General features: G+C 60.3%; 10 protein-coding genes. All 10 read right to left on the reverse strand.

Features of this window, described 5'->3' with window-relative positions:
• Nucleotide 1: 1 nt before the first annotated feature.
• Nucleotides 2-1,936 carry a methyl-accepting chemotaxis protein gene (locus AAEO81_RS27850; RefSeq protein ID WP_341960307.1) on the reverse strand — a complete coding sequence of 645 codons (1,935 nt, stop codon included), beginning with the start codon at nucleotides 1,934-1,936 and terminating at the stop codon, nucleotides 2-4.
• Nucleotides 1,937-2,086: 150 nt separating this feature from the next.
• Entirely contained in the window at nucleotides 2,087-3,379 is a 1,293-nt protein-coding gene (locus tag AAEO81_RS27855; protein WP_166596010.1) for an adenylosuccinate synthase, read from the reverse strand.
• Between the two features lie 54 nt (nucleotides 3,380-3,433).
• Nucleotides 3,434-4,621 carry an ATP phosphoribosyltransferase regulatory subunit gene (locus AAEO81_RS27860; RefSeq protein WP_166596011.1) on the reverse strand — a complete coding sequence of 396 codons (1,188 nt, stop codon included), beginning with the start codon at nucleotides 4,619-4,621 and terminating at the stop codon, nucleotides 3,434-3,436.
• A 294-nt stretch (nucleotides 4,622-4,915) separates the two neighbouring features.
• On the reverse strand, nucleotides 4,916-5,785 hold the full coding sequence (gene hflC / locus AAEO81_RS27865) for a protease modulator HflC (protein ID WP_166596012.1): 870 nt from the start codon (nucleotides 5,783-5,785) through the stop codon (nucleotides 4,916-4,918).
• Entirely contained in the window at nucleotides 5,785-6,963 is a 1,179-nt protein-coding gene (hflK, locus tag AAEO81_RS27870; protein ID WP_341960309.1) for an FtsH protease activity modulator HflK, read from the reverse strand. The genes hflC and hflK overlap by 1 nt, the downstream gene beginning before the upstream one ends.
• Nucleotides 6,964-7,059: 96 nt before the next feature.
• Nucleotides 7,060-8,361 carry a ribosome rescue GTPase HflX gene (gene hflX, locus AAEO81_RS27875; RefSeq protein ID WP_166596014.1) on the reverse strand — a complete coding sequence of 434 codons (1,302 nt, stop codon included), beginning with the start codon at nucleotides 8,359-8,361 and terminating at the stop codon, nucleotides 7,060-7,062.
• A gap of 12 nt (nucleotides 8,362-8,373) precedes the next feature.
• Entirely contained in the window at nucleotides 8,374-8,634 is a 261-nt protein-coding gene (hfq, locus tag AAEO81_RS27880; RefSeq protein ID WP_010221594.1) for an RNA chaperone Hfq, read from the reverse strand.
• 90 nt (nucleotides 8,635-8,724) lie between these two features.
• A complete protein-coding gene (gene miaA, locus AAEO81_RS27885; protein ID WP_341960318.1) occupies nucleotides 8,725-9,696 on the reverse strand; it encodes a tRNA (adenosine(37)-N6)-dimethylallyltransferase MiaA in 972 nt (323 codons plus the stop codon).
• The gene (gene mutL, locus AAEO81_RS27890) at nucleotides 9,696-11,666 is read right to left on the reverse strand and encodes a DNA mismatch repair endonuclease MutL (RefSeq protein WP_341964637.1); all 1,971 of its coding nucleotides are present in this window, start codon (nucleotides 11,664-11,666) and stop codon (nucleotides 9,696-9,698) included. The genes miaA and mutL overlap by 1 nt, the downstream gene beginning before the upstream one ends.
• Before the next feature lie 26 nt (nucleotides 11,667-11,692).
• Entirely contained in the window at nucleotides 11,693-13,132 is a 1,440-nt protein-coding gene (locus AAEO81_RS27895) for an N-acetylmuramoyl-L-alanine amidase (protein WP_218576229.1), read from the reverse strand.
• Nucleotide 13,133: the final 1 nt, after the last annotated feature.

Here is a 13,133-nt window from a genome sequence, read left to right on the forward strand (position 1 = left end):
CCTACGCCCGGAATTGCCCAAGACTCGCTTTCAACTGCGCGGCCAGTTTATCCAGCGTCTTGCCACTGGCCGTCGTTTCGACAACAGCCTGGGCAGCTTTCTCGGCCTGGGCATGAATCACTTCCACGCGACCACGTACCGCCTGCGCCCCTTGCGCCTGATGCTCTGCTGCGCGGGTCGCCAAACCTATCGCCGCATGAACCTGCTCAACGGAGTCCTGAACGGTTTTCTGCAGGCGGGCACTGTCGCGCAGCACTTCCAGCCCCTCCTTCGCTTTGCGGCCTGCCAGACCGATGGTCGCGACCGCTTCTTTAGCACCCGATTGCAGCTTGGTGATGTGTTCCTGAATATCGCCAGTGGAGCTTTGAGTTTTGCTGGCCAGCGCGCGAACCTCATCGGCCACGACTGCGAAGCCGAGCCCCGTCTCACCCGCACGTGCCGCTTCAATGGCGGCGTTAAGCGCCAGCAAGTTGGTTTGCTCGGCGATGCCGTGAATCACTTCCAGCACCACCTCGATCTGCTCGCTCTGCTGCGCCAAACGCTCAATGACCTGCGCGCCGGTCTCGACCTGCCCTGCCAGTGCCTCGATCAGATTGCCGACCTGGGTCGACGTCCGCGTGTTCTCATCCGTAGCCTGGCGAATGTCGACCACCTGCCGCAGTGCAGCCTGCATCGCCTGACTCTCGGCTTGCGCCTCGTCTGCCATCTGGGCCAAAGCGTGGAGGCTCGCGGCCACTTCGTCTCGCTGCAACTCGGCAGCCGCATTGGCACCGGCGTTGCGCTTGCTCATGGCACCGATCTCAACACCCGTTTGCTGAGCGACATCACCCGCCTCTCGAACGATGGGTTGCAGCTTGTCCACAAAACGATTGACCGCCGCCGCCATGTCGCCAATTTCGTCATTACTGTTGAGCTTGACCCGCTTGGTCAGGTCGCCCTCGCCCGCCGCCAGATCATCCAGCGCACGATTGAGCAATTGCAGACGCAGCACGACACGACGCCCCAGCACCACCGCCAGCACGATCAACACAATCAGACCCACCAGCGCCAGGCCGACACCGATCCTCCAGCGCAATGTTTCAGCCGCCGCCTGAACAGTGGAACTGGTATTGGTGGCCATCGCCGACGCAGCGCCCTGCGCGGTCTGTAGACGCGAACGCAGCGCCGCAGAGCTTTCCGCCGCCGCGCTGCCGAGACTTTCAGAGACCAACTGCTCGCCATTGCCAATCAGCGCCGTGAAACGCTTGTCGAGCGCCACCAGATTCGTCTCGACCGCTGCGGTTGAAACGCCCATCCGCACCTTGCCGATTTCAACGCCATTCGGGCTGATAGAGGCCTCGACGTAATACACCGATGGGTCTTTCTGCGCAGCATTCAAGACCTTGTCCATCGCCCGCTCACCCTCGCCCTTGGCCAACAACGCCTTGATCGATTCGTTCTCGCGGTTGAGGTAGCGCGTCAGGTGCTCGCCCTGGGCGTCGTCGTAAACAACGAACAGCACGTTAGGATTGCGCTGGGCGCGTCGTGCGAATTCAGACAGCGTCGGGGTGTCGCCATCCCACATCGCACGGGGTGCGACAGCCGCGAGCAGCTCTGCCATGTCGGTGGCGGAATCCTTCAAGTCCGTCTCCAGCGTCGCACGCAGTTGCTTCTGCTCATCCTTCAGACGGGTCGACAATCCCGCACTCAAACGCTGCCGGGTATTTTGCGAAAGGCTGTCGAGACTGGACGTTACATCACGGCTCGCCTGTTCCAACTCGCCGGACAAGTGTTGCGAATCTACACCCAGTCGGGCGCCCAGATCGGCCTCAAGCGCAGTAACGGTGCTCCGGGTCAGGGCGACCGCCACCAGCACTTGCACCAATAGGGCAATGCCGAGAGCAATGAATACGGGCCGCAGCAAGCGACTGCGGAGAAGCGAAAGGACGGCTGACACTGGAAATTCCCCCACCACAAACGCCATTAAAATGATGGCATTTCTAATGACGGTATTTACAGCAAGGGCCGTGCCGTTCTCATGACGGGAATCAGGCAGGCAAAAGAAAGGGCCGCCTTAGCGACCCTTTTCTTTCATATCAACGGGTTATCAACCGAACGGGTGACGCAGAACGATGGTTTCGTTGCGGTCCGGACCTGTCGAAATAATGTCGATCGGCGCGCCGACCAGCTCTTCGAGGCGCTTGATGTACGCACGAGCGTTGGCAGGCAGCTCTTCCAGCGTCTTCGCGCCCAGGGTCGATTCCGACCAGCCAGGCACCTGCTCGTACACCGGCTCCAAACCGATGTAGCTGTCGGCGTCGGTCGGCGCTTCGATGACGGCGCCATTTTCGTTCTTGTAACCCACGCAAATGTTGATGGTTTCAAGACCGTCCAGGACGTCCAGCTTGGTCAGGCAGATGCCCGAGATGCTGTTGACGTCAATGGCGCGACGCAGGATGACGGCGTCGAACCAGCCGCAACGACGGGCACGGCCGGTAGTCGCGCCGAACTCATGACCGCGCTTGGCCAGAAAAGCACCGACGTCGTCGAAGAGTTCGGTCGGGAACGGACCGGAACCCACACGCGTGGTGTACGCCTTGGTGATGCCCAAGATGTAGTCGATGAACATCGGACCGACACCCGAACCAGTGGCAATACCGCCAGCAGTGGTGTTCGAGCTGGTCACGTACGGGTAGGTACCGTGGTCGATGTCCAGCAACGAACCTTGAGCGCCTTCGAACATGATGTCTTTGCCAGCGCGACGCATTTCATGCAGCGCGGCGGTGACGTCCAGCATCATTGGTTTGAGCTGTTCGGCGTATTCCATGCACTCGTCGAGTGTCTTCTGGAAGTCGATGGCTGGCTCTTTGTAGTAATTGACCAGCACGAAGTTGTGGTAATCCAGCAACTCGCCCAGCTTGGCGGCGAAGCGCTCGCGGTGGAACAGGTCGCCGATGCGCAGGCCGCGACGGGCCACCTTGTCTTCGTAAGCCGGGCCGATGCCACGACCGGTGGTGCCGATCTTGTGCTCGCCGCGGGCTTTCTCGCGGGCCTGATCCAGCGCAACGTGGTAGGACAGGATCAGCGGGCAGGACGGGCTGATGCGCAAACGCTCGCGCACCGGAATGCCCTTCTCTTCCAGCTTGGTGATTTCACGCATGAGCGCGTCAGGTGCCACGACCACACCGTTACCGATCAGGCACTGCACGCCTTCGCGCAGTACACCGGACGGAATCAGGTGCAGAACGGTTTTCTCGCCATCGATCACCAGGGTGTGACCGGCGTTGTGGCCGCCTTGATAGCGAACTACCGCGGTAGCATGTTCGGTCAGCAGATCAACGATCTTGCCTTTGCCCTCATCACCCCATTGGGTGCCCAGGACTACGACATTCTTACCCATAACACTTGTCCTCATTCACGCAAACTGGGTGCCGGCTGCCGCCGACTGGAAAACTCAAGAGGCCAGCGGCAGTACCTGCCAATGCTCGCCGTGCTGAATCAATTGCCGATCGCAATCGGCTTCTTTCGCTGCCGCGACCGATTGGCCAGGCAATGCCTGAACCACGCGCTGACCTTCGCTGCGCAGTTGGCAGACGGTCTGCCAGAGTGCGGCGTCGGTGCTGTCAGGCATCCAGATACCGCCAGACGGTAGCTCGATCGGCGCCTGCCCCAGCGTGACCAGGGTTTTCAAATCGGTGGAGAAACCCGTTGCCGGACGCGCACGCCCGAAATCGGCACCGATGTCATCGTAACGACCGCCTTGGGCGATCGACTGGCCGACACCCGGCACGAACACCGCAAACACCACACCCGTATGGTAGTGATAGCCGCGAAGCTCGCCGAGGTCGAAGTACAACGGCAAATCAGGGAAACGAGCCGACAGACGTTCGGCGATTTCCACGAGGTCGTCCAACGCCTCGATGACCGGCGCAGGTGCCTTGGCCAGACGCTCGCGGGCAGCAGCCAGCACATCGCGGCCACCGCACAGATCCACCAGGGCCCGCAACATGGCGGCCAGATCAGTTGGCAGGTTCTCGGTCAGCGTGATGACTTCGTCGATGGCTTTGCGCTGCAAAGCATCAAAAAGCTGTTGCTCGACTTCACCCGACAACCCTGCCGCACGGGCCAGACCGCGATAAATGCCAACATGGCCCAAGTCCATGTGGACGTCAGGCACATCCGCGAGCTTAAGCATAGCCAGCATCAGGCTGATCACTTCGACGTCGCTGCTCGGACTGGCATCGCCGTACAACTCGGCGCCCAGTTGAATCGGGCTGCGCGAGGACGACAGGGCGCGGGGCTGGGCATGCAGCACGCTACCGGCGTAGCACAGACGGCTCGGGCCTTCGCGGCGCAGGGTATGCGCGTCGATGCGGGCGACCTGAGGCGTGATGTCCGCCCGGAAGCCCATTTGCCGACCCGACTGCGGATCGACCACTTTAAAGGTGCGCAGATCCAGATCCTGGCCAGCACCTGTGAGCAGTGATTCAAGGTATTCGATGTGCGGGGTAACGACGAACTCATAGCCCCAGCTCTGAAACAGATCCAACACCTGACGACGCGCCACTTCTATGCGCGCAGCTTCCGGCGGCAGTACTTCTTCGATGCCATCCGGCAGCAGCCAGCGGTCAACCGTTGCCATTACGCCTTTCCCCTATGATCCGGGCGGCCAACCCTTGGGCAAGCCTTGAGTGAAGCAGACAGCGCCTGCGAACCCTGTACGGGGATTCGTTATCCCTATACAAAGCGAGCCGCAACTTGAGCGGCACTGTCCTCGAAAAAACTGCCGCGCACGAAATACGCCACGGCCAATCAATCGTGTAGACGCAAAAAAGCCGGGAATTTCCCGGCTGCCGCATCATACACACGTTTTGCCGCGTGATCACCCCGCCGAGCCGTTTTGCCGCCCGGCGGAGTCATCGATCACGGTGTGCGATTACGGTTTGGCTTTCTCCAGATAGCGAAAGAATTCGCTGCCCGGATCAAGCACCATCACGTCGCTTTTGTTGGCGAAGCTTTCACGGTAGGCACGCAGGCTACGGTAGAACGCATAGAACTCCTGATCCTGCCCGTAGGCCTTGGAGTAGATGGCAGCGGCTTGTGCATCGCCATCACCGCGTGCCTCTTCAGACTCACGATAGGCTTCGGCCAGCAACACGCGGCGTTGACGATCGGCGTCAGCACGAATGCCTTCAGCCAACTCGTTACCCTTGGCGCGGTGCTCGCGAGCTTCACGCTCACGTTCGGTGCTCATCCGCTCGAATACGCTGCGGTTCACTTCCTTCGGCAAGTCGATGGCCTTGACCCGGACGTCGATGACTTCGATGCCCAGTTCTTTTTCGGCCATCCTGTTCAGCGAAGCGGTGATGTCAGCCATCAGCGCGTCACGCTCGCCCGACACAGCTTCGTGCAGGGTGCGCTTGCCGAACTGATCACGCAGACCCGACTCCAGACGACGGGACAGACGCTCGTCGGCGATCTGCTTCAAGCCCGATGTCGCGGTGTAGAAACGCTCAGCGTCCTTCACGCGCCACTTGGCGTAGGCATCGACCATCACGGCTTTCTTTTCCAGCGTCAGGAAGCGCTGAGTCGGCGCATCCAGCGTCAACAGACGGCCGTCGAACTTGCGCACCTGGTTCACATAGGGAACCTTCACGTGCAGGCCCGGCGGAACATCCGCCTGAACCACACGACCGAATTGCAGCAACACAGCACGCTCGGTCTGAGCGACGATGTAGAAGCTGTTCCAGGCGACAACCGCCAGCACGACACAGACAATCAGGGCGACCAGAGATTTATTGCTCATCAGCGAGTCTCCCTAGTGCGCGTGTCGCGTTGCTGTTGCAGATCCGCAGCCCGAGAGCCCGGGTCCACAGCAGTGGCCGAAGCCCCGCTCGACGACGATGTCGAACCGTTACGACTGCTTTCGATCATTTTGTCCAATGGCAGGTAAAGCAGGTTGTTCTGACCCTTGTCGCCGGTCACGAGCACCTTGCTGGTGTTGCTGAAGACTTCTTGCATGGTGTCCAGGTACAGGCGTTCGCGAGTGACTTCCGGCGCCTTGCGGTACTCGGCGACCAATTTGGTGAAGCGGTCAGCCTCACCCTTGGCACGCGAGACGACTTCGTCGCGGTAACCATTGGCGTCTTCGACGATGCGCTGGGCCTGACCACGGGCTTCGGGAATCACACCGTTGGCGTAGGTTTCGGCCTGGTTACGCGAACGCTGCTCGTCTTCACGGGCACGAATCACGTCATCAAAGGCTTCCTGAACTTCACGGGGCGCGGCTGCGCTCTGCACGTTCACCTGGGTCACGGTAATACCGGTGCGATAGGTGTCGAGGAAACGCTGAAGGCGGTCCTTGATCTCGCTGGCCATCAGCTCACGGCCTTCGGTCAGCACCTGGTCCATGGCAGTCGAACCGACCACATGACGCAGAGCACTTTCGGTAGCGTGTTGCAGGCTGACTTCAGGCTGATCGACGTTCAGCACGAAATCCTGCAGGTTGGTGATCTTGTACTGCACGGTCAGCGGCACTTCGACGATGTTCTCGTCTTCGGTGAGCATCTGGCCCTGCTTGCTGTACGCACGCTCGCGGGTCACGTTTTCGAGGTACTTGCGATCGAACGGCGGGAAATAGATGTTCAAACCCGAACCGACGGTTTCGTAGTATTTGCCGAAACGCAGAACGACCGCCTGCTCTTGCTCGTCCACCACATAAATCGCGTTGTACAGCCAAATCGCGAGCAGCACGACGAGGCCGATGCCGAGCAGGCCAAAACCACCGCCTTTGCCCGAACCACCGCCACTGCCGCCGCCGTCACTACTGCGTTTCTTACCACCACCGAACAACCCATTCAGGCTTTCCTGCAGCTTTCGGAAGGCCTCGTCGAGATCTGGTGGCCCCTTGCGGTCGCCGCCCTTGCGCTTACCACCCCAAGGATCCTGATTATTCGAGTTGCCACCCGGCTCATTCCAAGCCATAGCGCTCTCCATCTGATAAAGCAAAGACGCGCCCGCGGCGCGCCGACCAATGCTACAGAATGCCCATCAAAGCAGCACAACCGCTTCTTCAGGCTTTTATTGCAAAGTGTGTTGCTCGATGAATTCCAGCGGCTGCAGTCCTTCGCGACTCACCAGGCGATTGAATTCAATTCGGGGTAAACGTACCGCTAACAGGCTTTGACCTTCTTCGTCGTGCTCTTCACTCTGCACCGCGCCGAGTTGGAAGAACTGGGCACGAAGCCGGGCGAAGCGTTGCGACAAACACAGCGTGCCAACGAACAGGTCGCTTCCCAAGAGCTCGGCCACGGCCTGTTTGATCAAGTCCAGACCGCGACCGTCACGAGCAGAGACCCAGACACGCTGAGGCTTGCCGTCGGGATCGCGCTGGATCTGAGGCTCGACACCCTCAAGCAAATCGAGTTTGTTATAGACCTCCAGTATCGGCAAGTCTTGAGCACCGATCTCGCCCAGCACCGCCATGACCTGTTCGATCTGCTCCAGGCGATCCGGCTCATGCGCATCGATCACATGCAGCAGAAGGTCCGAGTTGCTCGACTCTTCGAGCGTCGCCCTGAAAGCCTCAACCAGCTTGTGTGGCAGGTGACGAATGAACCCCACCGTATCGGCAAGCACGATCGGCCCCAAATCGTCGATTTCCAGACGGCGCAGGGTTGGGTCAAGTGTGGCGAATAACTGATCAGCAGCGTAGACGTCGGAATGGGTCACTGCATTGAACAACGTCGATTTACCGGCGTTGGTGTAGCCCACGATGGAAACGGTCGGAATGTCGGCACGGGAACGGCCGCGACGGGCCTGATCACGCTGACTGCGTACCTTTTCCAGACGGCTCTTGATTTGACGCAGACGCACCCGCAGCAGACGACGGTCCGTCTCCAGCTGGGTTTCACCCGGGCCGCGCAGACCGATACCACCGCCCTGACGCTCAAGGTGAGTCCACCCACGGACCAGGCGCGTACTCATGTGTTCAAGCTGCGCCAACTCGACCTGCAACTTACCTTCATGGGTTCGTGCGCGCTGGGCGAAGATGTCGAGAATCAAACCCGTACGGTCAAGCACGCGACACTCGAAAACGCGTTCGAGGTTACGTTCCTGACTGGGTGTAAGGACATGATTAAAAATGACGATATCTGTTTTTTCGGCGTGGACCAGGTCGCGTAACTCCTCGACCTTGCCGCTGCCTACCAGATATTTGGCCGTGGGCCGATGCCGTGGCACGTTGATGAACGCAACGATATCGGCACCCGCCGAAAGGGCCAACTCCCGGAACTCCTGCGGATCTTCGCGCGCCTCAGGGTCCTGGCCATCCAAATGAACGAGGATTGCCCGCTCACCACCACCGTGGCGCTCAAAGAACAAGGCAGACTCCTATCAGGCGTTACCTGGCTCAGCATCACCCTGTTCGGATTCGGTAGCGCTAGGCAGACGAATTGGACGAACTGGAACGACGGTAGAGATGGCGTGCTTGTAAACCATTTGGCTGACAGTGTTCTTCAGCAAAATAACGAACTGGTCGAAGGACTCGATGGTGCCTTGCAGCTTGATACCGTTGACCAGATAGATCGAAACCCCAACCTTTTCTTTACGCAAAGTGTTCAGGTAAGGGTCTTGTAGCGAATGCCCTTTTGACATGTGCCGCACTCCTTTAAGGATCAATAGAATAAATTCGAAAACATTGGCTTGGGCCGTTACCCCCCAAGGATAGACGGCTATTGCAAGGACTCAGCTCAATATGGAGACCGATCCCAGGTATTTCAAGGTGCGTGGCAGATTGTCGCAAGCCAGGCTGTCCAACCAGTGTAAATTTTCCCAGCTTCGTAACCAGGTGAACTGTCTCTTGGCCAATTGGCGCGTGGCGATGATGCCGCGTTCCTGCATCTCGTCCCGCGTCAGCTTGCCGTCGAGATGGTCCCAGACCTGGCGATACCCTACAGCTCGTATAGACGGTAAATTCGAGTGCAGGTCACCCCTCGAACGTAACGCTACGACTTCTTCAACGAATCCTTCATCAAGCATTTGCCTGAAACGCAATGCGATCCGGTCATGCAGTACCTTGCGATCCTGCGGAGCGATCGCGAGATTTGCGACAGTATAGGGCAATTGATGTCGCCCCGAACCGCCAGCTTGAGCAGTTTGCGCACTTTGTTGCTCACGGTGTGCGGTCATGCTCATACCACTGACCCGGTAAACCTCAAGCGCTCTCATCAGCCGCTGTGGGTCATTGGGATGAATCCTCGCCGCCGACACCGGATCGACGCTTGCCAACTCATCGTGCAACGCCTGCCAGCCGCGGCTGGCCGCTTCGGCTTCAAGTTGCGCCCGGACCTCTGCGTCAGCCGCGGGCATGTCGGCCAGGCCCTCTAATAGAGCCTTGAAATACAACATGGTGCCACCGACCAGCAGGGGAATTTTTCCTTTGCGGGTGATTTCAGCCATGGCCTCCAACGCGTCAGTGCGAAAATCCGCCGCGGAATAGCTCTCCGACGGGTCGAGAATATCGATCAGCCGGTGGGGATACTTGTCCAAAAGCGCTTTTGACGGTTTGGCGGTGCCGATGTCCATGCCGCGATAGACCAGCGCCGAATCGACACTGATCAGCTCGCAGGGCAGCACCTTGGTCAGCTCGATGGCCAGGTCGGTCTTGCCGGCGGCGGTCGGCCCCATCAGAAAGATGGCTGGAGGAAATGCACTCATCAGCGACCGCGCAAGAACAGTTTGTCGAGGTCATCCAGACCCAGCTGGGTCCAGGTCGGTCGGCCATGGTTGCACTGGCCGCTGCGCTCGGTGTTTTCCATGTCGCGCAACAGGCCGTTCATCTCCGGAATCGCCAGGCGCCGGTTCGCTCTCACCGCGCCATGACAGGCCATGGTGCCAAGCAGCTCGTTCATGTGCGCTTGTACCCTGTCGCTGGTGCCGTACTCCATCAGGTCGGACAACACGTCATGCACAAGACGGTTGGCTTCGGCCTGTTTGAGCAATGCGGGAATCTGTCGGATCGCCAGGCTTTCGGGCCCCAGGCGCTGCAACTCGAACCCTAGTTGCTGGAAGGTCGCCATATGCTCTTCGGCGCAGTCTGCTTCACGCTGGCTGACGGCAATCGACTCTGGCACCAGCAGCGGCTGCCCGCTCAAGCCCTCGCTGGCCATGGCGATTTTCAGGCGCTCGTACATGATCCGCTCGTGGGCGGCGTGCATGTCCACCAGCACCAGTCCGTGAGCGTTCTCAGCGAGGATATAAATGCCTTTGAGTTGCGCCAGCGCGTAGCCCAACGGCGGGATATCCCCTTGAGATTCCGGCAACGGAACGCCGACTGCATTGCCCGGCGTCGCCTGCGCTCCCGGAAGCGGAGCAAAGAACGCGCTGTAAGCCGCTCGCGCTTCTTCGGCAGGCAACACAGAAGAAGGGCGCGGCGTGTACTGATACTGATAACCCGCGCCAGCGCCGGAACCCGCCGCAGGGCCATCGCCCGCGGTGTTTGGGGTACTCCACGCCGAGCCTTGCGGGGTTTCCAACACATTGTTGGCCAGACGCATCTCGCCTTGCGGGCCGAACTCGCCCGCTTCCGGCCCGGTCGGACGCACCAGCGCCGTGACCGAGGTCGTGCCAGCAAGCTGGTCTTCCGGGCGGACATCGCCCAAAGCCCGATGCAACGTGCCGTACAGGAAGTCATGCACCATGCGCCCGTCGCGGAAACGGACTTCGTGCTTGGTCGGGTGCACGTTGACGTCGACCACCGCAGGGTCGACCTCAAAGAACAGCACGAACGTCGGATGACGGCCATTGAACAACACGTCGCGATAGGCTTGGCGCACCGCGTGGGCCACCAGCTTGTCGCGGACCGCCCGGCCGTTGACGAAGAAATACTGCAAGTCAGCCTGGCTGCGAGAGAAGGTCGGCAGCCCCACCCAGCCCCAGAGTTTCAGGCCGTTGCGTTCGACCTCGATCGGCAGCGCCTGCTCCAGAAAGCCCGGACCGCAGACCGCCGAGACGCGTCGCGCCCGGGCCACGTCATCGCGGGCTTCATGAAGACTGAGAATGGTCTTGCCGTTGTGGCGCAGATGAAACGCGACGTCGAAACGCGCCAGCGCCATCCGTTTGATCACTTCTTGAAGGTGATCGAATTCGGTTTTTTCGGCCTTGAGGAATTTACGGCGCGCCGGGGTGTTGAAGAACAGATCACGCACTTCGACCGATGTGCCCACCGGGTGCGCAGCTGGTTGAACGCGAGAGGCCATATCACGCCCCTCGGTTTCCACTTGCCAGGCCTGATCGGCATCGCGGGTGCGGGACGTCAGCGTCAAACGGGCCACGGAGCTGATCGACGCCAGCGCCTCGCCACGAAACCCGAGGCTCATCACACGTTCGAGGTCTTCCAGTTCGCGAATCTTGCTGGTGGCATGTCGCGCCAAGGCCAGCGGCAGGTCGTCGGACGAAATGCCACCACCGTCGTCGCGCACGCGCAGCAGCTTGATGCCCGCTTGTTCGACATCGACATCGATTCGACGGGCTCCGGAATCGAGGCTGTTTTCCAGCAATTCCTTGATGACCGACGCCGGACGCTCGACCACCTCACCTGCCGCGATCTGGTTTGCCAGCCGCGGACTGAGCAATTGAATGCGCGCAGCTTCGGCGGCCGGGCCGTCAACGCTTACGCTGACGTCCAGGCCTTCTTCATCGAGCAGCAGACCCGTCACGGCTCACCCGCCAGTTCCGCGCTTGGAATCTTCAATTGCTGACCGACTTTCAATTCATCGGAGCTGAGATTATTCGCCGAACGCAACGTTGCCATGCTCATGTCGTAACGGGCCGAGAGCATGCTCAGCGACTCACCCGGACGTACCATATGCTCACGCGGCCCCATGGCCAGCTTGCCGTTGTCCCTCAGCCAGGCGATGTAGGTGCCCTGTGGCGGATTCTGCTGGAAGAACTGCTTCACGCCCGCCGTGATCGAACGCGCCAGCGCCTGCTGGTGGCTGGCACCTTGAAGCTTGCTGGCCTCGGCCGAGTTGGAGATGAAGCCGGTTTCCACCAGGATCGATGGGATGTCGGGCGATTTGAGCACCATAAAGCCTGCCTGCTCGACCCGCGCCTTGTGCAGCGAGGTCACGCGGCCAATGTTGGTGAGGACTTTCTGGCCGACGTTGAGGCTCGACGTCAGCGACGCGGTCATCGACAGGTCGAGCAATACGCCCGCGAGCATGCGGTCTTTGTCGTCCAGGCTCACAGCACCTGCCCCACCGATCAAGTCGGAGCGGTTTTCACTGTCTGCCAGCCAACGCGCAGTCTCGGAGGTGGCACCGCGCTCGGACAACGCAAATACCGATGCCCCGAACGCCGCCGAAGACGGCGCGGCGTCAGCGTGAATCGACACGAAAAGGTCAGCCCCTTTGGCACGGGCGATTTCAGTGCGTTTACGCAACGGGATGAAGTAATCGCCAGTACGGGTCAGCTCGGCGCGATAGCCCTTCTCGGCGTTGATCTGGCGCTGCAATTCCTTGGCGATCGACAGCACCACGTTCTTTTCTTTTTCGCCTCGGCTGCCTGATGCACCCGGGTCTTCACCACCGTGTCCGGCATCGATGACCACCACAATGTCGCGCTTGCCGTTCGGCACAGGCGTGAGCTTGATTTCAGGCTTCGACGGGCTGACCGGCACCGCTGGCGTTGCCGGGGCTACGGTGGCCGGGGTGTCGGCGACGGTCGGCGGCGGGTTGGCGTCGGCAGGGTTGTCGTAGAGATCGACTACCAGACGATTGCCGTACTGCTGATTCGGCGCCAGCGTGAAGCTTTTCGGGGTCACGGCCTTTTTCAGGTCGATGACCACGCGCAGGTCGTCCGGCGTGCGTTGCGCTGAACGCATGCTGGTGATCGGCGTGTTGGCGGTCGGGATGTTCAGCGCACCGCCCAGCGTCGCGCCGTTGATGTCGATGACCAGACGGTCCGGAGACTGAAGGGTAAAGACGCTGTGCTGAACCGGGCCAGACAGGTCGAAAACCAGTCGAGTGTTATCCGGAGCACGCCATAAGCGGACACTTCGTACCTGTGAAGCGGCCAACGCGTCGACGGCCAGCGTCGTCAGCAGCAGTCCAATCACAGTAACCAGCGCGCGCATGCGCATACCTAACCCCATA

Origin of the sequence: Pseudomonas sp. RC10 (assembly GCF_038397775.1) — a bacterium.
In the GTDB taxonomy this organism is placed as follows: Bacteria; Pseudomonadota; Gammaproteobacteria; order Pseudomonadales; family Pseudomonadaceae; genus Aquipseudomonas; species Aquipseudomonas bambusae.